The sequence below is a fragment of the Janthinobacterium sp. 35 genome (assembly GCF_002754575.1).
Lineage (GTDB): Bacteria > Pseudomonadota > Gammaproteobacteria > Burkholderiales > Burkholderiaceae_D > Janthinobacterium > Janthinobacterium tructae.
Genome location: NZ_PEFN01000001.1, coordinates 3,535,020 through 3,559,996 on the forward strand (window position 1 = coordinate 3,535,020; position 24,977 = coordinate 3,559,996).

The following is a 24,977-nucleotide window of genomic DNA, read 5'->3' on the forward strand; positions in this document are numbered from 1 at the left end:
GGCAAATGCATGCACGCAAGGCTATGATATGCGAACGACACGGAGACAACGTGCTGTGCTGCTGCCTGAAAAAACATCCAGAGAATGGCCTTTAGACACCCTCCCCAAGGAGCGCAGTAAATGAGCAAGCCCCCGAGCACCCCCCCCAAGAAAAATTCCCCCGGCACGGTGCTGTTCGCCAGCCTGATCGGCACCACCATCGAGTTCTTCGACTTTTATATCTACGCCACCGCTGCCGTGCTGGTGTTCCCGAAACTGTTCTTCCCCGCCGGCGACCCGTCGGCCGCCGTGCTGCAGTCGCTGGCCACGTTTGCCATCGCCTTCTTCGCCCGCCCCATCGGTTCGGCCGTGTTCGGCCACTTCGGCGACCGCATCGGCCGCAAGGCCACTCTCGTGGCGGCCTTGCTGACCATGGGTATCTCGACCGTCATCATCGGCTTGCTGCCGACGTATGCCGCCATCGGTACCCTGGCGCCGTTGCTGCTGGCGCTGTGCCGTTTCGGCCAGGGCCTGGGTCTGGGCGGAGAATGGGGCGGCGCGGTGCTGCTGGCCACGGAAAACGCGCCACCGGGCAAACGCGCCTGGTACGGCATGTTCCCGCAGCTGGGCGCACCGATCGGCTTCTTCCTGTCGGGCGGCATCTTCCTGCTGCTCAGCGAAACCCTGACCGATGAACAATTCTTCAGCTACGGCTGGCGCATCCCCTTCCTGGCCAGCGCGCTGCTGGTCATCGTCGGCCTGTATGTGCGTCTGAAGATCACGGAAACACCGGACTTCCAGAAAGTCATCGAGAAGAACGAAGTCGTCAAGCTGCCCGTCGCCACCGTGTTCCGCCAGCATGGCCGCATGCTGTTCCTGGGCACCATCATCGCCCTGGCCACCTTCGTGCTGTTCTACCTGATGACGGTGTTTGCCTTGAGCTGGGGCACGACCAAGCTGGGCTTCACGCGCAAGGAATTCCTCGTCGTGCAGCTGTTTGCCGTGCTGTTCTTTGCGCTGACGATTCCGTTTTCGGCCGTGCTGGCCGACCGCCGCGGCCGCCGCGCCACCATGATCTGGGTTTCCGTCGCCATCGCCATTTTCGGCCTGGTGCTGGCACCCATGTTCGGCTCCGGCGTGACCTGGGAAGTGACGCTCTTCATGGCTGTCGGCCTGGGCCTGATGGGCATGACCTACGGACCGCTGGGCACCATGCTGTCCGAGCTGTTCCCGCCCGAAGTGCGCTACACGGGCGCCTCGCTGACGTTCAACCTGGCCGGTATCCTCGGCGCCTCGCTGGCGCCGTACATCGCCACCTGGCTGGCCACCAACCATGGCTTGCAATACGTGGGCTATTACCTGTCGCTGGCCGCCGTGCTGACCCTGGGCGCACTGCTGATGGTGGGCAAGCCGAGGGCAGGCAAGGAAGCGTGGGAATAAACGCCCGCGCTAGCTAATCCCCCGAAGCCGCCAGCTGCATACAGCTGGCGGCTTTTTTTGTCGGTAAAACACCACGCCGCACGCCTGCCGAAATTCTTGTTGACAGTCAAAATCGGCTGGTGGTAAGGTGTGCACACGTGTGCAATGCAGTGCAAGCCCCTGGAAAGCACATCCCGGGACAGTGACACCGCAAGATAGCGGTGCGGTCTGAAGTACCACAACGACAACAAACTTGGAGTGAGACGATGAAGATGCGCAATGTTGCGATTGTTATTAGCCTGGCCCTGCCGATGACGGCCATGGCCGCCGATGAGCGCCTGTCCGTGCTGTGTTCGGCCGACATGGAATGGTGCCAGCTGATGAAGAACCGCTTTGAGGCGGAAAGCAAGATCAAGGTATCGATGATCAGGAAGAGCGCGGGCGAGGCGTACGCGAAGATCCGCGCCGAAGCGTCGAACCCGAAATCGGACATCTGGTGGGGCGGCACGGGCGACCCGCACCTGCAAGCCGCCGCCGAAGGCTATACGGAAGAATACAAGTCACCCACTCTGCCCAAGCTGCAGCCGTGGGCGCTCAAGCAGGCCGAGACGGCCAAGTACCGCACCGTCGGCATCTACATCGGCATCCTGGGGCTGGCCTACAATGAAAACGTGCTGAAGAAGAAAAACCTGCCGCCGCCCCAATGCTGGAAAGACCTCGTCAAGCCCGCCTACAAGGGCGAGATCGAGATGGCCAACCCGAATTCCTCTGGCGCCGCCTACAACGCGCTGGCCACCGTGGTGCAGCTGTTCGGCGAAGAGGAAGCCTTCGATTTCCTGGCGAAAATGGGCCAGAACGTCAGCAAGTATCCGAACGCGGGCGTGGCGCCCGGCGAAGACGTGGGCCGCGGCGAAGCGGGCGTGGCCATTGGCTTCATGCATGACCTGATGAAACTCACCGTGGCCGGCTTTCCCGTGAAAGTCTTGCCGCCCTGCGAGGGCACGGGTTACGAGATCGGTTCGATGAGCATCGTCAAGGGCGCGAAAAACATGGAGCAGGCAAAAAAATTCTATGAATTCGCCCTGCGTCCCGACGTGCAGAGCGAAGCCGTGAAAGCGCTGGCCTTCCAGATCCCGTCCAACGTGGCCGCCACCATTCCCGCCGCCTCGCCGCGCATGGAAAACATCAAAACCATCAACTACGACTTCGCCAAGTATGGCGCCTCGGACACGCGCAAGCGCCTATTACAACGCTGGACGACACAGATTTATTCTGCCGGCAATTAACGCGCGCCAAAACTTACTGCGCGTCGCGATTTGCAGCCTGCGATGCTCACTGTGCTAGCGCACAGCTGCGCGTCTCGGCCGCAACTCACTGCCGCTCGCTACAGTTTTGGCAGGCGTTAAACCTATATAAATTGTTCAAAACGTCTGGAAAACAGAGCGCACCGCGCAACAGAATTTCAGACGTTCATAGTTGGATGAAACTCATGAAAAAGATATTTTACGGCTGGCTGCTGGCCGCCCTGGCAGCGTTGTGCCTGTTGCCCTGGCAGCAGCAGGAAGCGGGACTGTTCGCCGGCGAATGGCTGCGCGACGGCCAGTTCTTCAGTGACCGTGGCGCACCGGCCGTGCTGCACGTGCTGTCGTTCGGTGCCTGGCCGCTGGGCGTGTTCTTCGCCCTGATCGCTGCCAGCGCCGCGCTGGTGGCCGGCAATCCCCACCGCAAGACCCTGGGCTTGGGCCAGATCGCCATCGGCGCCACCGGCTTGCTGTGGCTGGCATGGCTGGGCTGGGGGCCGCTTGCCGCCAGCACCGGCCTGGGCTTCGGCGCGCTGCTGCTGGCGCTGTGCCTGCTGTTCCTCCTCACGTCGGGCGCAGCCGCCTGCGGCGTGTGCCGCGGCGACGCCTTTGTGGCCGGTGCCATCGGCCTCATCATTTGCCTGATTTCCCTGTTCGTGCTGTTCCCCGTCGCGCTGATCCTGGTCAGCGCCGGCCAGCCCATGGATGATGGCGGCACGGGCGCTGCCGCCCTGGCGCGCCGCCTGGCGGACCCCGGTATCTGGAGCCTCAATTGCGTGGCCGGTCCCGGCCGCTGCGGCGTGGCCTGGAATACCCTGGCGCTGGCCTTGCTGACGGGCGTGTCGGCCACCTTCCTCGGGCTCGTATTTGCCCTGCTGGTGACGCGCACCAATGGCCGCTGGGTACGCCCCATGCGTGCCATCACCATCTTGCCGATCGTCACGCCGCCCTTCGTGCTGGGTCTGGCCCTGATCCTGCTGTTCGGCCGCAACGGTGCCATCACGGGCCTGGTCGGCGATCTGTTTGGCATCGAGCAAAGCCGCTGGCTGTACGGCATGACGGGCGTGTGGCTGTCGCAGATGCTGGCCTTTGCGCCGATCGCCTTCATGACATTAATTGGTGTGGTGGAAGGCGTCAGTCCCTCGCTGGAAGAAGCGTCGGGCACCCTGGGTGCCAGCAGCTGGCAAACCTTCGTCAAGGTGTCGCTGCCCTTGATGCGTCCCGGCATCGCCAACGCCTTCCTGCTGTGCTTTATCGAAAGCATGGCCGACTTCGGCAACCCGATGGTCTTGGGCGGCAACTTCCACGTGCTGTCGACGGAAATCTTCTTTTCCGTGGTGGGCGCTTCGAACGATCAGGGCCGCGCCGCCACCCTGGCCATCGTCCTGCTCACCTTTGCCGTGGGCGCCTTCTTCATCCAGAACCTGTGGCTGGGCAAAAAGTCGTATGTGACGGTGACGGGCAAGGCCGACCACGGCGGCCATGCCTCGCTCAACCCGCGCCTGAAAACCATGCTGTGGACCATCGCCCTGCCATGGTTCGCCTTCACGGCCCTGATCTACGGCACGGTGGTGGCGGGCGGCTTCGTGAATAACTGGGGCCAGGACAATGCCTTTACCTTGCGCCATTACATCGACGCCTTCGGCATCACGGCGGGCGCTTCCGGCTGGCACTGGACGGGCCAGGCCTGGCCATCGCTGTTTACCACGTTGACGATTTCGGCCATCGCTGCGCCCTTGACGGCCTTTGTCGGCATCCTCTCGGCCTGGCTGCTGGTGCGCCAGCAATTCGCCCTGAAAAGCGCTTTCGAGTTCGGCACCATGCTCAGCTTTGCCATTCCAGGCACCGTCATCGGCATCAGCTACATCCTGGCGTTCAACTCGGCACCGATCGAGTTGACGGGCACGGCGACGATTCTGATCCTGTGCTTTGTTTTTCGCAACATGCCGATGGGCTTGCGCACGGGCATCGCCGCCATGCGCCAGCTCGACGGCAGCCTGGACGAGGCCTCGATCACCCTGGGCGCCAGCAGCTGGACCACCATGCGCAAGGTCATCTTGCCGCTGCTGCGCCCGGCCATTGCCTCGGCCCTCGTGTATGGCTTCGTGCGCTCGATCACGTCGATCTCGGCCGTCGTCTTCCTCGTCAGCGCCGATTACGACATGGCCACGTCCTACATCATCGGCCTGGTGTCGAACGGCAACTACGGCACGGCGATTGCCTACGCCACGGTCCTGATCGTCGTCATCCTGCTGTGCATCCAATTGATCCATTTGCTGGTCGGCAAGCGCCGCCTTCGCCGCGTCAGCGCCGAAAAAACGCTGCCGGCCACCGTTCCCAACCTGGAAAAGAGCTACGCATGAACCACTTTACTACCCACGCAACAGAGATTGCCGCGCTGGAATTCGATGGCGTTACCAAGCGCTACGGCAAGGCCCTGGCCGTGAACGATGTCTCGTTCACGATCGCGCCGCGCACCATGGTCACCCTGCTGGGGCCCAGCGGCTGCGGCAAGACCTCGACCCTGCGTCTGATCGCCGGCCTGGAACGCGTCAGCGCCGGGCGCATCCTGCTGGCCGGCGAGGACGTCACATTGACCTCCGCCGCCGAGCGCGACGTCAGCATGGTGTTCCAGTCCTATGCGCTGTTTCCGCACATGACGGTGCTCGACAACGTGTGCTACGGCCTCATCGTGTCCGGCGAGACCAAGCCGCGCGCCGTGGAACGGGCGCAGGAAAGCCTGCGCCTGGTGGGCCTGGCCGATTTTGCCGCGCGCTTTCCGAACGAGTTGTCGGGTGGCCAGCAGCAGAGGGTGGCCGTGGCCCGTTCGCTGGTGCTGCAGCCCAAGGTGCTGCTGCTGGACGAGCCGCTGTCCAACCTCGACACGAAACTGCGCCGCCGCGTGCGCGACGAGATCCGCGACATCCAGGTCAAGCTGGGCCTGACTGCCGTGTATGTCACGCATGACCAGGAAGAGGCGCTGGCCATTTCCGACCAGATCATCGTCATGAACCGGCAGGTGATCGCGCAAAAGGGCACGCCGCACGAACTGTTCGAGTCGCCAGCCGACAAGTTCGTCGCCGACTTCATCTGCAACGCGAACATCGTCGATGGCGTGATCGAATCGGTGGCCGACGGCAAGGCCGTCTGCGTCATGGGCAAATTGCGGCTGCGCCTGCCATGCCGCAGCCAGCGCAGCGGCGAAGCGAGTTTCGCCGTGCGTCCGGAAGCGATCCTGCTGTCGCCCGCGCAGCCCGACAGCGCCATGGTGGTGCGCGTGGCGCGCGCCACCTATCTGGGGCGCGAAATGCAATACACGCTCGATACGCCGGTCGGCGAACTGTTTGCCGTCTCGCACGACTTGAGCCAGGTTTTCACGCAAGGCACATCGGTCGCCATGACCGTACACGAACATGGCGCAGCCATCATTGGAGGACAAGCATGACAGATATGACACAGGCAGCGGTACTGGCCGACGCGGCCACCCTGGAACGCTATGCCTACGCCCGGCACATCATCGGCCAGGCGGGCGAGATTGCGCTGGGCATGTTTCAGCGCCGCACGGAACTGGTGATCGAGGAAAAGGGCTTGCAGGATATGGTCAGCATCGCCGACCGCATGGTGGAGGATTTCCTGCGCGCGCAGATCGCCGAGCGCTTCCCCGAAGACGCCGTGGTGGGCGAGGAGCGGGGCGGCGGGGCCTCCGATGCGCGCTGCGTGTGGGTCATCGATCCCATCGATGGCACGGCCTGTTTCGTCAACGGCATGCTGGCCTGGTGCGTGTCGATCGGCGTGCTGGTCGACGGTCAGCCCGCCATCGGCGCCGTGTACGACCCGAATGCGGACGAGCTGTTCCACGCCTGCCTGGGGCAGGGGGCGTACGTGGCAGCAAAGGCGGGCGAAACGCGGCTGCGCGTCAACGACGTGGCCAGCCTGCAGGGTGGCGTGCTGGGCGTGGGCTTTTCGCACCGCGTCGGTACCGATACCTTTTTGCCGTTCCTGCTCGACGTGCTGGAAGAGGGCGGCATGTTCATCCGCAACGGTTCCGGCGCCTTGATGATCGCCTACGTGGCGGCCGGGCGCCTGATCGGTTATTTCGAGCCGCACATCAATTCCTGGGATTGCCTGGCGGGCATCGTGCTTGTCAATGAAGCGGGCGGGCGCTGCAATGATTTCCTGGCCGATAACGGCCTGGAAAAAGGCAACCCCATCCTGGTAGGCGGTCCCCGTTTGTATCCGCAACTGGAAGCACTGGCATTGCCGCGCTGCCAATAAATCATCTTCTTGAAAGGGGGGGGCAAGGGCGGCCCGCGGTGGGCGCGCGCAGGGAAACACACTGTTGAGCATCATGAGTAATCCACCACCATAAAAACAAGCAGGAGACAAAATGAAAAACGGGATGAACACCATGCAGTTGAACAAGATCGCCGCGGTATTGCTGCTGGTCGTACCAGGCTGCGTGCTGGCCGAATCGAGCGTCGTCGTGTACGGCCGCATTCATGCCGGCCTCGACCGTATCGAAACGTCGAGCTCGGCCACTGCGCCGAATGGCGAGTCGATTTCGCGCGTATCGGACAATTCCTCGAAGATCGGTTTCCGGGGAAGAGAAGACTTGGGCAATGGCAACACGGCCTTCTTCCAGATCGAGGGCAACGCCAAGCTTGACGATGGTACGGGCGCCATCAATAGCAAGGATACCTTTGTCGGGCTGGAAAACCCCGCCTATGGTCGCATCGCGCTGGGCCGCTTCGCCACGCCGATCCGCCAGATCAACGGTTACACCAACCGTTTCGTGGGCGAAGGCATCCAGGATGACGCCAACATTTCCCAGCTGGGCGGCGAAGGCTTCAACCGCCGCAGTTCGAACGCCGTCAGCTATCGCACGCCCGTAGTTCAAGGCTTCAGCGCCACTATTTACCGCGCCAGCGAAAACGAGGCATCGAATGGCGACCGCATCTATTCGGGCATCGTGCAATACGTGAACGGTCCCGTCAAGGGTGCCGTCGGCTATGAAAAGCACAAGGATTTGCGTCCCGGCTTCAGCGAAAAGATGTTCCGCGCCGTGGGCAATTACAACTTCGGCGGCGGCGACGTGGGCGTGGCCTGGAACCGCATGGTGTATGACGTGGCCGGCGGCGACTTGCAGCGCGACTACTTCACCATCACGGGCGCCTACAAGGCGGGCGGCGGTTCCTTCATCGGCCGCTTCGGCGTGGCAGGCGATGTCTCGGGCAGTGCGCCCAAGGGCAGCAGCGTGACCATCAAGGCGACCACCCTGGTGCGCGGCGACGACAGCGGCGCCAAGCAGGCGACCCTGGGCTACGAGTATTACTTGTCCAAGCGCAGCACCGTCTACGCCTACTACACGCAGACGAATAACGACAAGAATGCCAACTACACGTTTGGCGGCAATGCCTTCGCCGCCACCAAGAAGGGGGCCAAGCTCAGCGGCGTAATGCTGGGCGTCATCCACTTGTTTTAACCTTTTTTGCCCGGATTTGCACACGTGTGCATTTCCGGGTGGTGTACTACCGACTATCAAGGAGATGGAAATGATTCAAGTGGCATTGTTCGGCGCCGGGCGCATCGGCCGCATTCATGCCGGCAATCTGGTGCGCCAGCCTGGCGTGCGCCTGAAATACGTGGTCGACGTGCATGCGGGGGCGGCGGCGGAAGTGGCGGCCCTGCACGGCGCCAGCGTCGCCAGCGTGGAGGCAGTACTGGCCGACCCTGAAGTCAAAGCCGTGCTGATCGCGTCGAGCACGGATACGCATGCGGACCTGATCGTGCGCGCGGCAGCCGCCGGCAAGGCCATCTTTTGCGAAAAACCCGTCGACCTGACCCTGGCGCGCGCGCGCGCCGCCGCGGCTGCCGTGAAGGATGCTGGCGTGCTGTGCATGATCGGCTTCCAGCGCCGCTACGACCCCACGTTTGCCGCCGTCAAGCAGCGCATCGCAGCGGGCGAGATCGGCACGCCGGAAGTACTCATCGTCACCAGCCGCGATCCGGGCCCGCCGCCCGTCAGCTATATCCAGGTCTCGGGCGGCATCTTCAAGGATATGCTGATCCACGATTTCGACATCTTCCGCTGGATACTCGACGATGAAGCCGTCAGCGTGCACGCCACAGGCAGCTGCCTCGTCGACCCGGCCATCGGCGCGGCGGGCGACCTCGATTGCACGGCCGTCACCATCCGCACGGCAAAAGGCCGCTTGTGCCAGATCAACACGACGCGCCGCGCCGCCTACGGCTACGACCAGCGCTTCGAAGTGCTGGGCAGCCTGGGCATGCTGCAGGCGGGCAATCACAAGCCGACGGAAGTGACGGCCTATGGCGCCATCAACGTCAGCGTGGACAAGCCGGAAGACTTTTTCCTGGAACGCTACCGCGCCGCCTACGCCAGCGAAATGGCGCACTTTTTCGATGCCTTTGCCCATGGCGCTCCCCTGCGCACCACCGTCAACGATGGCTTGAAAGCCCTGGAACTGGCCGAAGCGGCCACCGTGTCGTGGCGCGAGCAGCGCATCGTGCAACTGTCATAAGGAAACAATGTCATGAAGAATACGATTGAATTTGCCCAGGACCGGGCGCTCGACGTGATCTGCGTGGGCCGCCTGGCCGTGGACCTGTACGCGCAGCAGATCGGCAGCACCCTGGAAGACGCGACCAGCTTTGCCAAGTACCTGGGCGGCTCGTCGGCGAATATCGCCTTCGGCACGGCCCGCCTGGGCCTGAAATCGGCCATGCTGTCGAAAGTGGGCGACGACCACATGGGCCGTTTCCTCACCGACACTTTGTCGAAAGAGGGCTGCGATGTCAGCCACGTGGGCATCGACCGCGACCGTCTCACCGCCCTCGTCATGCTGGGCATCAAGGATAAAAACACCTTTCCCCTGATTTTTTACCGTGAAAATTGCGCCGACATGGCCATCGAAGCATCCGCAGTCGACGCCGCCTTTATCGCTTCCAGCAAAGCCTTGCTGATCACCGGCACGCATTTCTCTACCGCTGCCATGCACGCCGTCAGCACGCAAGCATTGAAATTGGCCCGCGCCAACAACGTGCGCACGGTGCTCGACATCGATTACCGGCCCGTGCTGTGGGGCTTGTCGGGCAAGGCGGATGGCGAAACGCGTTTCGTTTCGAACGAAGGCGTCACCCGCCACTTGCAGGCGATCCTGCCGCAGTTCGACTTGATCGTCGGCACGGAAGAGGAATTCATGATCGCCGGCGGCGGCGCCGACATCATGGCGTCCTTGCGCGCCGTGCGGGCGGTGAGCGGCGCGACCCTCGTCGTCAAGCGAGGACCGCTGGGCTGCGCCGTCATTGAGGCGGCCATTCCTGCTGGTCTCGATGAGGCGTTCAACTATCAGGGTGTGCGCGTGGAAGTCTTGAATGTGCTGGGCGCAGGCGACGCATTTCTGTCCGGTTTTTTGAAAGGCTGGCTGCGCGGCGAGGATTACGAGGCGTGCTGCCGCTACGCGAATGGCTGCGGCGCTTTGGTCGTGTCGCGCCACGGTTGCGCACCAGCCATGCCTTCGCCCGTCGAGCTCGACTATTTCCTCGCCAACGCGGCCAAGCTGACCCGTCCTGATCAGGACGCCACCCTGGCGCGGCTGCATCGTACGACGGTGGCGCGCAAGGAGTGGAATGAGCTGTGCGTGTTCGCGTTTGACCACCGCACGCAATTTTTCGAGTTGGCCCAGCAGGGAGCTAGCGATGAAGCGCGGATTTCACAGCTGAAACAACTGTTCGTGCAAGCGGTGGGCCAGACGGAAGCGGCGCGCGGCTTGCAGGGCGGCACGGGCGTACTGATCGATGACCGTTATGGCGTCGATGCGCTCAACGATGCGACGGGGCGCGGCTGGTGGATCGGCCGTCCAGTCGAGATGCCGGGCTCGAATCCCTTGCAATTTGACTGGGGCCGCTCACTGGCCTCCCGGTTGACGCAGTGGCCCAAGGAACACGTGATCAAGTGCCTGGTGCAGTTGCATCCGGACGCTACGCCGGAAAACCGGCTGGAACAGGAAGCGCAAATCAAGGGTTTGTACGACGCAGCGCAGATCACGGGCCATGAATTGCTGCTGGAAATTATTCCTGCCAAGTCCCTGCCGCAGCACGACGATACCGTGTACCGCGCCGTCAAGCGCCTGTACAACCTGGGCATTTACCCGGAATGGTGGAAGCTGGAAAGCATGTCGGCCAAGCAATGGCAAGCCATCGATGCCCTGGTGCACGAGCGCGATCCGTATTGCCGTGGCGTCGTCTTGCTGGGCTTGAATGCGCCGATCGAGAAACTGGCTGCCAGTTTTGAGCAGGCCAGTGCCAGCACGACGTGCCGTGGCTTCATGGTGGGCCGCACCATTTTCCAGGAACCGAGCCGTCGCTGGCTGGCCGGCGACCTCGACGATGCGGGCCTGATCGCCGCCGTGCGCGCCAACTTCGAACAGCTGATCAGCTTGTGGCAGCGTACGCGCAACCGTCTGGAGCGTGCGGCATGAGCGCCACTGTTCGTTTGACCATGGCGCAGGCGCTGGTGCGCTATCTGTCGGTATTGCGTACCGATGACGGCCACCCCCTGTTCGGCGGCGCCTTCGCCATCTTCGGCCACGGCAACGTGGCGGGCCTGGGCGAGGCGCTGTACCAGTACCGGGACAGTTTTCCCACGTACCGCGCCCACAACGAGCAGGCGATGGCGCACGCGGCGATTGCCTATGCGAAAGCGCACATGCGCCGGCGCATGATGGCCGTCACCAGTTCCATCGGTCCCGGTGCCACCAATTTGCTGACGGCTGCCGCCCTGGCGCACGTGAATCGCTTGCCCGTGCTCTTGCTGCCGGGCGACGTCTTCGTGTCGCGTGCGCCGGACCCGGTGCTGCAGCAGCTGGAAGATGGTAGCGATGGCAGCGTCTCGGTCAACGATGCGTTCAAGCCGCTGTCGCGTTACTTTGACCGCATCGTGTATCCGGAGCAATTGCTGACGGCCTTGCCACGCGCCATTGCCGCCTTGACGGACCCGGCCGCCTGCGGCCCCGTCACCTTGTCGCTGCCGCAAGACGTGCAAACGATGGCGTATGACTATCCGGCCGACTTTTTCGAACCGCGCATCGTGCGTTTCCGCGCCGTGCCGCCCGTCGAGCAGGAGCTGGAAGATGCGGCGCTGCTATTGAAAAATGCGAAACAGCCGCTGATCGTGGCCGGTGGCGGCGTGCTGTACGGCAAGGCCAGCGCTGCCTTGCAGGCGTTTGCCGAGCGGCATGGCATCCCCGTGGCGGAAACCCAAGCGGGCAAGAGTGCCTTGCCGTGGGACCATCCTTTGCAACTGGGCGCCATCGGCGTGACGGGTTCGCCTGCGGCGAATGCCCTGGCGTTTGATGCGGACGTGGTGCTGGCCGTCGGCACGCGCCTGCAGGATTTCACCACGGGCTCGAACTCCCTGTTTGCGCAGGCGCAACTGGTCAGCCTGAACGTCAACAGTTTTGACGCCTTGAAACGCCGGGGCATGGGGCTGCAGGCGGATGCGACGCTTGGCTTGCAGGGCCTGTCGCGGCTACTGGGCAGCTGGAACAGCGCGGGCCACTGGCTGGACCGGGCGCAGCAGGCGGGCAATGCCTGGCGCGCGACGGTGGTGTCCATCACCGGGAAAAGGGAAGTGGCCGGCTTGCCGTATGACGGCGAAGTCATCGGCGCCGTGCAGCGTTCATCCGAGGACTCCACCACCCGCGACATCGTCGTCTGCGCGGCAGGCACCTTGCCGGCCGAACTGCACAAGCTGTGGCGCACGGAAACACCGGGCGGCTACCACATGGAATACGGCTATTCGTGCATGGGCTATGAAATCGCCGGCGGCCTCGGTGTCAAGATGGCGAAACCGGATGCCGAGGTGATCGTCATGGTGGGCGATGGCAGTTACCTGATGATGAATTCGGAAATCGCCACTTCCGTCATGCTGGACAAAAAGCTGATTATTGTCGTGCTCGACAACCGCGGCTATGGCTGCATCAACCGATTGCAGCAGGCGTGCGGCAATGCCTCGTTCAACAATATGTTGCCCGACAGCGCCCCCGTGATCGACTTTGCCCTGCATGCGCAGTCGCTGAGCGCGCTCTCCGAACACGTTGGCAATATCTCCGAACTGGAACAGGCCATGCTGCGCGCCCGCGCCGCACCGCGTACGTATCTGATCTGCATCAATACGGACGACACGCGCACGACAGAAGAGGGTGGTTGCTGGTGGGAAGTGGCCGTGCCCGAGGTTTCCACCCAGCCCGGCGTGCAAGCTGCGCGCGCCCGTTATGAACTTGACCGTCTGAAACAAAGGAATTGAGATGACTACCTGGAATGTCAAGATCGGCATCAACCCGATCTCGTGGATGAACGACGATTTGCCCAGCCTGGGCGGCGAGACGCCCCTGGAGACAGCGCTGAAAGAGGGCGCCGAGATCGGCTACGTGGGTTTCGAGCTGGGCAACAAGTTTCCGAAAGATGCCCCGGCCCTGAACGCCGTGCTGGGAAAATATAATCTTGCCTGTGTTTCCGGCTGGTATTCGGGACGGTTGGCCCATCGGTCTGTGGAAGAAGAAATCGCCTCCGTGGCATCGCACTTGCGTCTGCTGGCCGACAGCGGCGCGACCGTCATGGTGTACGGCGAAGTGGCCGACGCCATCCAGGGCGAAGCGCGCCCCCTGTACAAACGCCCGCGTTTCCAGTCGCAGCAGCAATGGCAGGCCTATGCCGACAAATTGACGGCGTTTGCCAAACACTTGCTGGCGCACGGCGTAAGGCTGGCGTATCACCATCACATGGGCGCCTATGTGGAAACCCCGGCTGACGTGGATCAACTGATGGCCCTGACCGGGCCGGAAGTGGGCTTGCTGTTCGACACGGGGCATATCACGTTTGCCGGTGGCGATGCGCTGGCCGTTTTGAACAAGCATATCGATCGCATCTGCCACGTGCATTGCAAGGATGTGCGCCCGAACGTGGTGAAACTGGCCCGCAATGGCCACTGGAGTTTCTTGCAAGCCGTCATCAATGGCGCCTTCAGCGTGCCCGGCGACGGCTGCATCGATTTCCCGGCGATCCTGACGCGTTTGTATCTGCATGGCTATGAAGGCTGGCTGGTGGTGGAAGCGGAGCAAGACCCGGCCGTGGCGCCCAGTTACCAGTATGCAAAGATGGGCCACGATTACCTGGCCAATCTCGTCGAGGCGATTCCCCGTCTGGGCAGGGAAGCGGCATGAGCCCGCTGCTGGTGAAAGCGGGGCAGGGACAGACCATCGTCGAAGTCACGCCCGAGTCGGCCGGCTGGACGCATGTGGGCTTTGCCGCCCACCGCCTGGACGCCGGCGAGCACATCAGTCTGGAGACGGGCCAGCGCGAACTGTGCATCGTCGTGCTGACGGGCACGGTCACCGTGCAGGCGGGCGAGCAGCGCTGGGAAGCCATCGGCAATCGCGCCAGTGTTTTCGAGGACGTCTCGCCCTACGCCGTGTATGTGCCGCTCGATACCCAGGTCAGCATCACGGCCGTGAGCGCCGCCGAAGTGGCCCTGTGCAGCGCCCCGGCCACCACGCACCGTCCGGCGCGTCTGATCGAACCGGCCAGCATGACGCGTTCCGTGCGCGGCAAGGGTGCGAATACCCGCTATGTGTGCGACATCCTGCCGCAGACAGCCGAGGCCGATGGTTTGCTGGTGGTCGAGGTGGTCACGCCGTCCGGCCACTCGTCGAGCTATCCGCCGCATAAACACGATAGCGACAATGTGCCGCTGGAAAGTTCGCTGGAAGAAACGTATTACCACCGCCTCAATCCGGAGCAGGGCTTTGCGTACCAACGAGTCTACACGGATGACCGTTCCATCGACGAAGCCATGGCCGTGGAAAACCACGACGTGGTGATGGTGCCCAGGGGTTACCACCCCGTCACCGTGCCGTATGGCTATGACGGCTATTACCTGAATGTGATGGCGGGCCCGAAACGCGTGTGGCATTTTAAAAACGACCCGGCCCATGAGTGGCTGATGCATACCAAATAATTTAGCAAACAAGCGAGGATTCAAGATGACAACGCAACAGATCGGCCACTTTATCGGTGGCAACCCCATGGCTTCGCGCTCCGAGCGCACGAGCGAGGTCTTCAATCCCGCCACGGGCGCCGTTACGGCCAAGGTGTCGCTGGCGACTGCCGCCGAGCTGAACGCGGCCGTGGCCGCCGCCCACGCGGCCTTTCCCGCCTGGTCGCAAACCTCGCCCCTGCGCCGTGCACGCGTCATGTTCAAGTTCAAGGAATTGCTGGAGAAAAACGCCGACAAGCTGGCAGAGCTGATCACGTTTGAGCACGGCAAAGTGTTTACGGATGCCAAGGGAGAAGTGACGCGCGGCATCGAAGTGGTGGAGTTTGCCTGCGGCATTCCGCAAATGATGAAGGGCGAGTACAGCGAGCAAGTGGCCGGCGGCATCGACGCCTGGTCGATCCGCCAGGCGCTCGGTGTCTGCGTCGGCATCACGCCCTTCAATTTCCCTGTGATGGTGCCGATGTGGATGTTCCCGATGGCGATTGCCTGCGGCAATACGTTCGTCCTCAAACCGTCCGAGCGCGACCCGTCGGCCAGCCTGCTGCTGGCGCAGCTGTTGACGGACGCGGGCTTGCCGGACGGCGTCTTCAACGTGGTGCAGGGCGACAAGGAAGCCGTCGACGGCTTGCTGCACCATCCGGACGTACGCGCCGTCAGCTTTGTCGGCTCCACGCCGATCGCCGAATATATCTACGCCACCGGCTGCGCGCAGGGCAAGCGCGTGCAAGCCTTGGGTGGCGCGAAAAACCACATGGTCGTCATGCCCGACGCGGATATCCCGCAGACGGTCGATGCCCTGATGGGCGCTGCCTTCGGTTCGGCGGGCGAGCGCTGCATGGCCATTTCCGTCGTTGTGGCCGTCGGCAATGTGGCGGACCAGCTGGTCGAAGCGTTGGTGCCGCGCATCGCAGCACTCAAGATTACGCAGGGCATGGATTTGTCGGCGGAAATGGGTCCCGTGGTGACGCAAATGCACAAGGATAAAATTACCGCTTACATCGCCACCGGCGTCAAGGAGGGCGCCAAGCTGGTCAGTGATGGACGCGGTTTCGTGCTGCCCGGCCATGAAAACGGCTTTTTCCTTGGCGGCAGCCTGTTCGACCACGTCACGCCCGAGATGACCATCTATAAAGAGGAAATCTTCGGCCCTGTCCTGTGCATCGTGCGCGTGCCCGATTTCACGACGGCGCTGGACCTGGTCAATGCGCATGAGTACGGCAACGGCACGGCAATCTACACGCGCGATGGCAACACGGCGCGCGAATACACGCACCGGGTGCAGGTGGGGATGGTCGGGGTGAATGTGCCGATCCCCGTGCCGATGGCTTTCCACAGCTTCGGCGGCTGGAAGCGCAGCCTGTTCGGCGACCACCACGCGCATGGCCCGGAATCGGTGCGTTTCTACACGAAGCAGAAGGCCGTGACCCAGCGCTGGCCGGCCTCGACGGCCGCCGGCGCCGAGTTTGCCATGCCGACCCTGAAGTAAGGTGCGAGAGCGGCGCGCAGCATCAGCGCGCCGCCACGTGTCCGTAGCAGGTTTTCAGTTTTGCATAGTCGTAGAAGACGCTGCCCGGCGCGATGCGGGCGCCGTCGCAAGCGGCCTGGAAGTCCGTTTCCTTTTCGTTGTACAGCAGGCGCACGATGAGCTGGCCCTCGCCATTGCGGTACACATCCCACTGCATGTTGGCCGCCAGCGGCGAGACGCTCTGGCCACGCCACGGATTACTCTCATCACTGTAGCTGGCCGATGCCGGCAGCGGCGCCAGCGCCTGCTGCAAGCCCATGGCCGACGCGAGCGGAATGATCATCTCGGCGTGCGTGAAGCGCAGCTTGGCAGCATGGCGCAAGTCGCCCTGGGCCAGCGCATCGACTTCCTTGAAAAAATCGTCGCGCAAGGCCAGCGCAAAGCGCCAGGTCACGCCTGCGCTGGCCGCGGTACCCGGCCCTTTCTGGTAAAAATCCTCGTGGTCGGCGACATAGGCGTAGTAGCGCGCATCCTCGGCGGGCATGTAGCGGCTGAAATCGGCCTGCACTTCATGCCGCATGCCAGCGGCGATCGCATACAGCGCATACAGTTTCGTGGCGGCCGCATTCAGGCTGCGGATGACGGTCTTGCCGCTGCCCGTCATGGTGCGCGTGAGCTTGCCGTCCGCGCTGGTGAAGGTGTAGCTGCCCCTGTCCGCATAGTTGGCGGCGCCGCGCTCCAGCTGGTCGAGGAAGGCGGGCGCAAATAGCCGTTCGAGCACGTGGCGCGCATGCGCGGCCGCTTCCGGTTTTCTGGCCGGGGCGTCCATCAGTGCATGCAGCTGCTTGCTTCTTTCATAGTACTGGTAGGCCCGGCTGGCGGCATAGGTGGCGTAATGCGGGTTGGCGCGATCGGCGACAAGATCCGTCTGCGGCGCCAGCTTGTGCGCATATAGCAGGAAGCGGTTGACGCCATCCGCCTGCAATATCGGCTGCACCGCGGGCTTGCGTCCCTGCGGATACGGCGCCGGCGCGGGCGGCAGGTATAGCAAGGGCGCCAGCGCGGGCGCGTGCTCGAGCAGCGACTGTGTGAAAAAGCGCGCGCTGTCGCGCGCGCGGTCCACGCCGGAATGGATGGTGACGATCTGGCGCGGCGCGCTGGCGGCGTTCGCGCCCACTTGCGCAAACAGGGCGGGCAGGCGCGCCAGCATGCGCGCGGCCAGTTGCCGGTGTTCTTCGATGCCCGTCTGCGACAGATTGCCGTAGCCAGGCGCCGTGATGCCGTCCACGCCGTAGCCGAGCAAGGCATTCGCCTGCATCAGGGCCAGGATATCGGGACCCAGTTCGCGTCCCAAAGGCGTGAGCGCATCCTGCGCGGCGGCCTGCTGCCACATCGCATACAGGGCAGCGTCATTCTTCATGCCGCTTAATCCGCGCGCACCGTGGCGCGCCACCAGTTGCGTGTAGATGGGCTGGAAGCCGGCCGGTGGCGCGGCATACGTGGCCGGGTCCTGCTGCGGCGCATACGGCGTCTTGGTCTGGTAATGGCCTTCGACGGCCAGGGCGGGACTGGCGCACATGGAGAAGGCCAGGGCCAGCAGCATGCTGGACAAGGGAAGCGGTGGGGGCATGGTTGTCCGTAAGTGACGTGATTGGTTCTTGCGTGCAAGCCTAGCAGCAAACGTCAAACAGGCGGGCACGGCTGCCCGCCTGCACTTCATGACTATTGCGCCACGTGGCCGTAGCAGGTCTTCAGCTTCGCATATACATAGAAATGGCTGCCGGCAGCAAAGCGGGCGCCATCGCAGGCTGCCTGGAAGTCGGTTTCCTTTTCGTTGTATAGCATTTTTACCAGCACATTGCCGCCGGCGTCGCGGTACACATCCCATTGCATGTTGGCCGCCATCGGCGCCACGTACAGGCCACGCCAGCTGCTGTCGTCATAGCTGTAGGTCTGCGCCGCCGGCAGCGCGCCGACGACGCTCTTCAGACCCATGGCAGTGGCCAGCGGAATGATGGCTTCCGCATGCGTGAAGCGCAGCGTGGCGCCGTGCGACAGGTCGCCGCGCGCGATGGCGTCCACTTCGGTGAAGAAGTCGTCGCGCAGCGCGCGCACGTAGTTCCATGTGACGCCGGCGCTTTCCGTGGTGCCGGGTCCCTTGTTGTAAAAGTCCTGGTAATCCTGTACGAAGGCCTGGTACTTGGCCGCGTCCGACGGCATGTACTGCACGAAGTCGGCTTTTACTTCGTTCGTCATGCCGGCCATGATGGCGTACAGGTTGTACAGCACCGAGGCGGCATCTGCCAGGCCCTTGATGGTGGTGCCGCCATCGCCCGTGACGGTGTTGGTGAACTTGCCGTCATCGCTGGTGAAACTGTACGTGCCCGTGTTGGCGAAGCGGTAGGTACCGTTGTCGATCTTGTCGACGAAGGTTTTTGTAAACAAGCGTTCCAGCACTTCGCGGCCGAGGGTGCGCGCCGTGGCATCCGTGTCGATGGCCGTGTACTTGGCAAGGAAGCCGGGGCTTTCCAGGTAGGCCTGATAGGCCTGGCTATCCTGGTAAGTCTGGTAATGGCGGTCGAGGGCATCGGTGACGAGGTCTGTCTTCGGTATCAGTTTGTGCGCATACAGCAGAAAGCGGTTGGTGCCATTGGGCTGCACCACGGGCTTGCCGGCCGGGTAGCCGGCGGGTGCGGGCGGCAGGGTAATCAGCGGCGCGACGTTTGGTGCCGTGGCGGCCAGCGACTGCGCAAAATACGCGGCGCTGTCCTTGGCGCGGTCCACGCCGGAACTGATGGTGACGATCTGGCGCGGCGCACTGGTGGCGTTCGCGCCCAGTTGCGCAAACAGGGCGGGCAGGCGCGCCAGCATGCGCACGGCCAGCTGCTTGTGCTCATTGATGCCCGTCTGCGACAGGTTGCCGTAGCCAGGTGCCGTGATGCCGTCCACGCCGTAGCCGAGCAGCGCGTTGGCCTTCATCAGTTTCAGGATGTCGGCGCCCAGCTTTTGTCCCAGCGGCGTGAGCGCATCGTCGGCGGCCGCCCTTTGCCAGACGTTGTAGAAGGCGGCGTCATACTTCATGCTCGACAGCCCGCGCGAGCCGTGGCGCGCCACCAGCTCGGTGAACACGGGCGCATAGCCGGCCGGCGCGGCTTCATACGTGGCGGCGTCCTGCTGCGGCGTGTATGGCGTCTTGGTCTGGTAGTAGGTGGCGGGCGGGGCAGGCGTGACGGGCGGGGTTGGCGGTGGCGTGACCGGGACAGGTGGCGTATCGTCGCCGCCGCCACAGGCGGCCAGGGCGAGCATCAGGAGGGACAGGGGAAGATGGCGTGCGTGCAGCATGGCGTTTCCTTCAGGTGTGGTTAGCCTGGGCGCGCCGCGCAGGACGGCGCACCCGGGACAGCAGTTGGCAGGACGGTGGAGGAGGCTTAGAGCTTGAGTGCCTTGGCCAGGCTGTTGGCGCGCGCATCACGCTCGCTCAAGGGTGCCAGCCCGTGGCGTTCCTCGATGAACTTCAGGATCGACACGGTTTCATACTCGGTATGGTCGATATGCCCGCCTTCGCTGAAGGGCGAGATGACCAGCGCGGGGATGCGCGTGGCCGGGCCGAAGCGGTCGCCTTTCGGTGGCGCCACGTGGTCCCAGAAGCCGCCGTTTTCATCGGTGGTGACGATGATGACGGTATCCTTCCATTGCGGGCCTTCCATGATGGCGCTGATGATGGCCACGCCCTCGTCGTCGCCAGCCGCGACGCTCGATTTATCCATCCCCGGATGCATGTTCTTCTTGCCCATGGGCTTGTAGAACGAGACGGGCGGCAGCTTGCCCGCCTGGACGTCGGCGATCATGTCGGAGCGGTCCTTCAGATGCGTGGCGCGCTGCTGCGGGCTGTCGATGAAGCGCTTGAAGTAGGTGAACGGCTGGTGATGATACGAGAAATCGTCGGCCTTCTTGCCAGATTTGGTCGAGGCGACGGCGATGTCGTAGCCGTCCGCATAATAGACCCAGGAGATACCCTTGTCCGTCAGGCGGTCGCCGATGGTGGGCATGGTTTGCGGCGGCAGGAAAGTCTGTTTCTTGGTCGGATCGAACAGCAGCGGTCCCTGCATGGTGTTGACGGCGTAGCCGTCCTGCGTCACTTCCGCTTCCTCGCCCTTCTTGTGGCCCGTGCCGCGCTCATCCTGGGCGACGATGGACTTGGGCGCGTTCGGGAACACGGGCGTGCAGGCGCAGGTCAGCCACATGTGGTTGAGGAAGGAGCCGCCATAGGCGGACTGGAAAAAGCGGTCGGCCAGAGTGTAGCGCTGTGCCAGCGCCCACAGTTTGAGCTTGCTGCCGTCGAAATAGCCCATGGGCAGGGCGCCCGTGTTGCCCTCGACGACGAAGCGGTCGTTCTTGCCACCGTTGATCTGGCGCTTGTGCGTCCAGAACGCATGCACGGGACTGGCCGTCTTGTCGCCCAGCGAGACGCTCGGTTCCATGTGGAAGGGCGCGTTGTCGATGCCGGCCTTGAAGCGTGTGTCCAGGCCGCCCTTGTCGAGCGCCACGGCGGGCAGCATGGCATAGGGCTTGCCATCGGGGCCGGTCTGCGTGGTGGTATCGGGCGCGCGGCCATTGGCGATGCCGTCGGCGCCGGGGAAGGTGCCGAACAGGTGGTCGAAGCTGCGGTTTTCCATGTACACGACGACGATCTGGCCGATCTTCGCCAGCTTCGGATCGGCGGCGACTGCGGCGGCAATATTTTGCTGCGTGCCGGCGGGAGTGGTGCAGGCCGCAAGGCCAAGCGCTCCGGCGCCGTACAGGGCGATTCTTAGAACGTGGTTCAACATAACAGTCTCCTTGATGGCGCCTCCGTGGACGGGGCGCTTTTTTTTAGTGGTATGGCCAGAACTGGCCTGTTTGAAGAAATTGCACACGTGTGCAGCACGCGTGTGCAAACAGTAACCCGGATTTTTTTTGATGTCAACAAGTACAGGAGGAGGATGAAAAAGTGTGGAAAACGGGGAACGGCGGTCGGTGGCGGGCAGGCAGATGGCATTGCGCCATCTGCTGTGCTTGAATCGATTAGCGTGTCGTGCCGCGCCGCACCAGGGTGACGGGCACTTCCTTCAGGCGGCCCGGCATGGCAAATTTTTCCATGCGCTCGACCAGGCTCTTGACGGCGCGGCGTGCCAGTTCGCCCGCATCCTGGCGGATGGTGGTCAGCTGGTAGGCGTCCAGCGCCGCCATGGGAATGTCGTCGAAGCCGATCACCTGCAGTTGCGCGGGCACGTCGATGCCGTACTTGCTGCGCGCCGCGTCGATGAAGCCGCAGGCGATCAGGTCGGTGGCGCAAAAGACGCCGTCAGGCAGCTTGCCCGAGGCGAGCAGGGCGTCGGCCGCTTCCTGGCCTGCCTGGTAGCCGATGGCGTCAGCCAGGTATTCGCCAGCCGTGCAGCGTTTCTTTGCCACGGCCGGCGCCAGGTGTTCGAGGAAGGCCTTGCCGCGCGCGATGCCGCTGAAACTGCTGGCGCGCGTGTTGATGAAGGCCAGCCGTTTGGCGCCGCTGTCGAGCAGGGTGCTGGCGGCCAGTTCGCCGCCATGGCGGTTGTCGCTGTTGACCACGTCCACGCCTTTCAGGTCGCGCGCGCGGTTGATCATGGCCACCGGTACTTGCCGCTGCAGGTATTCTGTCGCCACGGCGGACGGCGGCGAGCCGGACGTCATGATGACGCCGGAAATCTTGTAGCTGAGGAGGATGCGCAGCAATTCGCTGAGGCGTTCGGGATCTTCCGCATTCATCAGCAGCGGCACGAGCGCATGTTCGCTCAGGCTGCGCGTGACTTCGCCCAGCAGGGCCACGCGGAACGGGTCCGTGAAGCCCGTGATGACGACGCCCACCAGGTTGCTTTGTCCCTGGTTCATGCTGCGCGCCAGGATGTTGACCTGGTAGCCCAGCGACTGCGCCGCTTCCATCACGCGGGCCCGCGTTTCGGGCGCCACGCTGGCGCCCGGTGTGAACGTGCGCGAGACGGCGGAGCGCGAGACGCCGGCCCGTTTGGCGACGTCCACCGAAGTGACCCAAGACTTGTCTTTTTGTTCCATTGACGGTGTAGATGAATGAGAGGCCGATGCACGATGCGGTGCGGCGCAATGCCGCGCCATCATCTTAGCCGAAAATCCCGGCCGCGGCGCGAACTGAATGCCAGTCTCAAGGCCAGTCACGCAGCGCGGCCATCGTGCCGGTGCTCAGCTTCTCAATCGTCTTCCCACTTCGGCGTGTACTTCAGGGTGAGTTGCACGTTGCGCGGGTCGCCATAGTAGTTGTTCGAACCGGTGGTGTTGTAGGCCGGGATGATATAGCGCTTGTCGAAGACGTTGTTGACGTTGACCGACAGGGCCACCTGCGGCGTGGCTTGCCAGGCCAGGCGCGCATTCCAGATCGAGAAGCCGGCAACCTTGAACTTGTACGCGGTATCGACCGTATGGCTTTGCGTGTTGACGCCGGCGCCCACGCTGAACTTGTCCCATGCACCGGGCAGGGTATAGCTGGACCAAACACGCAGCATGTGTTTCGGCGTCCAGGTGGAAAAGACCTTGCCCTGATTGTCCGGGTCGTTCAGATAGGTCGTCGTCGTATAGGCGTAGCCGGCCGACAGCTGCAAGCCGCGCGCCACCTCGCCCGACACTTCCGCTTCCAGGCCCTGGCTGCGCACCTTGCCCGAGGCACGCGAGCAGTACCCGTCGGGGCACACCATGCCCCCATCATAGTCGGTGACGGCACGGTTCTTGTGGTCGTAGCGGAACACGGCCAGCGAGGTGTTGACCTTGCCATCCATCAGTTCCCCCTTGATGCCCGCCTCGTAGTTGCTGCCCGTGATGGGCTTGAGAACCTTGTCTTGCGCATCGCGGATGCTTTGTGGCGTGAAGATGTCGGCATAGCTGGCGTAGGCCGACCATTGCGGATCGAGTGCGTAGATCAGTGCCGCCGAGGGCGTGAACCTGGCGCTGGCGTTGAGCTGCTCTTCGGGACCTGTGGGCGTCGCGTACACGAAGTCATACCAGCTGAAACGTCCGCCCAGCACGGCTTTCAGCTTGCCGGTCAACTGGCCGTTCCAGCTGCCATACAGGCCCTTCTGGCGTATTTCGTAGGTGCTGACGGGCCGCACGCCGCGCGCGGCGATGCTGTCGAGGTCTTGCCATGGGCGGTTGTGCCTGATGTTGAAGACGTCCGCGCCGGATTCCCAGGCGCGGGCATAGACGTCGTCCGACGCCAGCGTGACATAGCTGGCGCCCACGAGGACCTCCTGCGCCATGCCCAGGCCGTCGAATTTGCCGCGTACGTAGGCATCGATGCCGCGCTTGCGGTTGTCGAAATCCATGCCAAAGTCGCCATAGCGCGCGCCGCTGCCGTCGGGATTGATGGGCATGGCCACGCGCTGGTGCACGGAACTGGTGTTTTCTTTCATGCTCACGGCCGATGCCTTCAGGCTCCACTGGCTGTTGAAATGGTGTTCCAGGTCGAGATACACGTTGGTTTGCCTGGCTTCGCTGCGGTTCCAGTCGGCGCCCGTGAAGGTGGAGCGGGGCAGGTTCAGCGCGCTGCCGTCCGCGTAGCGGGGCAGGCCGATGAAGGTGGGGCGGCCGTGGTCGTTGACGTTGCTGATGGCCAGGCCCAGGGTGGTGGCCGGTCCCAGGTCATAGTCGAGCGCCGCGTACAGGGTGCGGTTCTTGCTCCACACCTGGTCGACGAAGGAGTGGGTATCGTCTTCATCGACAATAACGCGTCCGCGCAGGCTGGCGTCCGCGTTCAAGGGGCTGCTGACGTCGAGTTGGGCACCAACATGGTCCCACGAGCCGGCGCGCGCCGTCATGCTGACGCTGCGCGTGGCGGTCGGGCGCTTGCGTACCAGGCTGACGGAACCGCCGGGGCTGCCCGTGCCGACCAGCATGCCGGAAGCGCCGCGCAGCACTTCCAGGCGGTCGTAGATGACCATGTTTTCCTGGCCCCAGTTACCCAGCGCATAGGTGTTGCGGTCGATCGGCACGCCGTCGTACTGCCACTGGTCGATCTGGAAGCCGCGCGCCGTGATGACCACGCCCGGTCCCACGCCATGCACGCCCACCACGCCGGTGACGTTATTGACGGCTTCGCGCAAGTCCGTGATGCCCTGGTCGTCCAGGCGCTGGCGCGTCAGCACGCTCACCGATTGGGGAATGTCCTTCATCGCTTGCTCGCCCTTGCCGATGCTGATCTTGCGCGCCGTGTAGGAACCGCTGCCTTCCGTGGTGGCGCCTTGCTCGGCCTGGCCGACGATGGTAATCGAGGGCATGGTGCGCTCGGCTGCCGAGGCGGCGCTGGCCGCTGCCGTGGGGGCGGACGCCGGCGCGGCCACCAGCACATAGCCGGTCGCCGTCTTGCCGATGGCGTAGCCGCTGCCGCGCAGCAGTACGGCAAAGCCGTCCTCGATGGCGTGGCTGCCCTGCAGCCCGGCACTGGTCAAGCCCTGGACCTTGGATGCATCGATGACGATGGACACGCCCGCCTGCTGGGCATAGCGATTCAGGGCGCCGGCCAGCGGACCGGCGGGGATGGCGTAGCTGGCGACCGCCGGCGCGGCCTGGGCCAGCACCTGGGTGTGCAGGCCGGCGCCGGCCAGCAGCAGGGCAGCCAGGGCGAATGGATGCAGCCGCGTGCGCAGCGCGCGCGGTGAGGAAACGTTAACGATTCGAGCGGACATGGTGACAGCCTTTTTTG

The 24,977-nt window shown here is 63.6% G+C and carries 17 protein-coding genes; 12 read left to right on the top strand and 5 right to left on the bottom strand.

What is annotated here, in order from left to right; translation table 11 throughout:
* Window positions 1-120: 120 nt before the first annotated feature.
* From CLU93_RS15745 to CLU93_RS15800, 12 genes are all read left to right on the top strand, one after another.
* A complete protein-coding gene (locus CLU93_RS15745) occupies window positions 121-1,419 on the top strand; it encodes an MFS transporter (protein WP_099762209.1) in 1,299 nt (432 codons plus the stop codon).
* A 245-nt stretch (window positions 1,420-1,664) separates the two neighbouring features.
* Window positions 1,665-2,684, top strand: a complete 1,020-nt coding sequence (locus tag CLU93_RS15750; RefSeq protein ID WP_099762210.1) for an ABC transporter substrate-binding protein — start codon at window positions 1,665-1,667, stop codon at window positions 2,682-2,684.
* A gap of 203 nt (window positions 2,685-2,887) precedes the next feature.
* Entirely contained in the window at window positions 2,888-5,062 is a 2,175-nt protein-coding gene (locus CLU93_RS15755) for an ABC transporter permease (protein ID WP_257224982.1), read from the top strand.
* Window positions 5,059-6,144 carry an ABC transporter ATP-binding protein gene (locus CLU93_RS15760; RefSeq protein WP_099762212.1) on the top strand — a complete coding sequence of 362 codons (1,086 nt, stop codon included), beginning with the start codon at window positions 5,059-5,061 and terminating at the stop codon, window positions 6,142-6,144. Before CLU93_RS15755 ends, CLU93_RS15760 begins: the two co-directional genes overlap by 4 nt.
* The gene (locus tag CLU93_RS15765) at window positions 6,141-6,974 is read left to right on the top strand and encodes an inositol monophosphatase family protein (protein WP_099762213.1); all 834 of its coding nucleotides are present in this window, start codon (window positions 6,141-6,143) and stop codon (window positions 6,972-6,974) included. The genes CLU93_RS15760 and CLU93_RS15765 overlap by 4 nt, the downstream gene beginning before the upstream one ends.
* 112 nt (window positions 6,975-7,086) lie before the next feature.
* On the top strand, window positions 7,087-8,181 hold the full coding sequence (locus CLU93_RS15770) for a porin (protein ID WP_099762214.1): 1,095 nt from the start codon (window positions 7,087-7,089) through the stop codon (window positions 8,179-8,181).
* Window positions 8,182-8,251: 70 nt separating this feature from the next.
* A complete protein-coding gene (gene iolG, locus CLU93_RS15775; protein ID WP_099762215.1) occupies window positions 8,252-9,241 on the top strand; it encodes an inositol 2-dehydrogenase in 990 nt (329 codons plus the stop codon).
* Between the two features lie 12 nt (window positions 9,242-9,253).
* Window positions 9,254-11,200 (top strand): bifunctional 5-dehydro-2-deoxygluconokinase/5-dehydro-2-deoxyphosphogluconate aldolase, encoded by a 1,947-nt coding sequence (locus CLU93_RS15780; protein ID WP_099762216.1) that lies wholly within the window; start codon window positions 9,254-9,256, stop codon window positions 11,198-11,200.
* On the top strand, window positions 11,197-13,026 hold the full coding sequence (iolD, locus tag CLU93_RS15785; protein ID WP_099762217.1) for a 3D-(3,5/4)-trihydroxycyclohexane-1,2-dione acylhydrolase (decyclizing): 1,830 nt from the start codon (window positions 11,197-11,199) through the stop codon (window positions 13,024-13,026). Before CLU93_RS15780 ends, iolD begins: the two co-directional genes overlap by 4 nt.
* A gap of 1 nt (window position 13,027) precedes the next feature.
* Window positions 13,028-13,942 (top strand): myo-inosose-2 dehydratase, encoded by a 915-nt coding sequence (gene iolE, locus CLU93_RS15790; protein WP_099762218.1) that lies wholly within the window; start codon window positions 13,028-13,030, stop codon window positions 13,940-13,942.
* Window positions 13,939-14,736, top strand: coding sequence for a 5-deoxy-glucuronate isomerase (gene iolB, locus CLU93_RS15795; RefSeq protein ID WP_099762219.1), 798 nt, complete (start codon window positions 13,939-13,941; stop codon window positions 14,734-14,736). Before iolE ends, iolB begins: the two co-directional genes overlap by 4 nt.
* Before the next feature lie 25 nt (window positions 14,737-14,761).
* On the top strand, window positions 14,762-16,261 hold the full coding sequence (locus CLU93_RS15800) for a CoA-acylating methylmalonate-semialdehyde dehydrogenase (protein WP_099762220.1): 1,500 nt from the start codon (window positions 14,762-14,764) through the stop codon (window positions 16,259-16,261).
* A 22-nt stretch (window positions 16,262-16,283) separates the two neighbouring features.
* Here CLU93_RS15800 and CLU93_RS15805 read toward each other — a convergent pair whose 3' ends face one another.
* The 5 genes from CLU93_RS15805 to CLU93_RS15825 all read right to left on the bottom strand — a co-directional run bounded on the left by CLU93_RS15805 (window position 16,284) and on the right by CLU93_RS15825 (window position 24,960).
* On the bottom strand, window positions 16,284-17,870 hold the full coding sequence (locus CLU93_RS15805; protein ID WP_099762221.1) for a histidine-type phosphatase: 1,587 nt from the start codon (window positions 17,868-17,870) through the stop codon (window positions 16,284-16,286).
* A 92-nt stretch (window positions 17,871-17,962) separates the two neighbouring features.
* Complete coding sequence (locus CLU93_RS15810) at window positions 17,963-19,582, bottom strand: histidine-type phosphatase (RefSeq protein ID WP_099762222.1); 1,620 nt, start codon at window positions 19,580-19,582, stop codon at window positions 17,963-17,965.
* Window positions 19,583-19,668: 86 nt separating this feature from the next.
* Window positions 19,669-21,069, bottom strand: coding sequence for an alkaline phosphatase family protein (locus tag CLU93_RS15815; RefSeq protein WP_099762223.1), 1,401 nt, complete (start codon window positions 21,067-21,069; stop codon window positions 19,669-19,671).
* Window positions 21,070-21,304: 235 nt separating this feature from the next.
* Entirely contained in the window at window positions 21,305-22,291 is a 987-nt protein-coding gene (locus tag CLU93_RS15820; RefSeq protein ID WP_306594753.1) for a LacI family DNA-binding transcriptional regulator, read from the bottom strand.
* Window positions 22,292-22,476: 185 nt separating this feature from the next.
* Window positions 22,477-24,960, bottom strand: coding sequence for a TonB-dependent siderophore receptor (locus CLU93_RS15825; RefSeq protein ID WP_099762225.1), 2,484 nt, complete (start codon window positions 24,958-24,960; stop codon window positions 22,477-22,479).
* Between the last annotated feature and the right edge of the window lie 17 nt (window positions 24,961-24,977).

Bases quoted from the DNA above. Each gene is read 5' to 3' on its own strand.
- iolE (WP_099762218.1), top strand. From the start codon at position 13,028: ATGACTACCTGGAATGTCAAGATCGGCATCAACCCGATCTCGTGGATG.
- CLU93_RS15765 (WP_099762213.1), top strand. From the start codon at position 6,141: ATGACAGATATGACACAGGCAGCGGTACTGGCCGACGCGGCCACCCTG.
- CLU93_RS15825 (WP_099762225.1), bottom strand. From the start codon at position 24,960: ATGTCCGCTCGAATCGTTAACGTTTCCTCACCGCGCGCGCTGCGCACG.
- CLU93_RS15780 (WP_099762216.1), top strand. From the start codon at position 9,254: ATGAAGAATACGATTGAATTTGCCCAGGACCGGGCGCTCGACGTGATC.
- CLU93_RS15745 (WP_099762209.1), top strand. From the start codon at position 121: ATGAGCAAGCCCCCGAGCACCCCCCCCAAGAAAAATTCCCCCGGCACG.
- iolG (WP_099762215.1), top strand. From the start codon at position 8,252: ATGATTCAAGTGGCATTGTTCGGCGCCGGGCGCATCGGCCGCATTCAT.
- CLU93_RS15810 (WP_099762222.1), bottom strand. From the start codon at position 19,582: ATGCTGCACGCACGCCATCTTCCCCTGTCCCTCCTGATGCTCGCCCTG.
- iolD (WP_099762217.1), top strand. From the start codon at position 11,197: ATGAGCGCCACTGTTCGTTTGACCATGGCGCAGGCGCTGGTGCGCTAT.
- CLU93_RS15770 (WP_099762214.1), top strand. From the start codon at position 7,087: ATGAAAAACGGGATGAACACCATGCAGTTGAACAAGATCGCCGCGGTA.
- CLU93_RS15750 (WP_099762210.1), top strand. From the start codon at position 1,665: ATGAAGATGCGCAATGTTGCGATTGTTATTAGCCTGGCCCTGCCGATG.
- CLU93_RS15815 (WP_099762223.1), bottom strand. From the start codon at position 21,069: ATGTTGAACCACGTTCTAAGAATCGCCCTGTACGGCGCCGGAGCGCTT.
- CLU93_RS15755 (WP_257224982.1), top strand. From the start codon at position 2,888: ATGAAAAAGATATTTTACGGCTGGCTGCTGGCCGCCCTGGCAGCGTTG.
- iolB (WP_099762219.1), top strand. From the start codon at position 13,939: ATGAGCCCGCTGCTGGTGAAAGCGGGGCAGGGACAGACCATCGTCGAA.
- CLU93_RS15805 (WP_099762221.1), bottom strand. From the start codon at position 17,870: ATGCCCCCACCGCTTCCCTTGTCCAGCATGCTGCTGGCCCTGGCCTTC.
- CLU93_RS15760 (WP_099762212.1), top strand. From the start codon at position 5,059: ATGAACCACTTTACTACCCACGCAACAGAGATTGCCGCGCTGGAATTC.
- CLU93_RS15800 (WP_099762220.1), top strand. From the start codon at position 14,762: ATGACAACGCAACAGATCGGCCACTTTATCGGTGGCAACCCCATGGCT.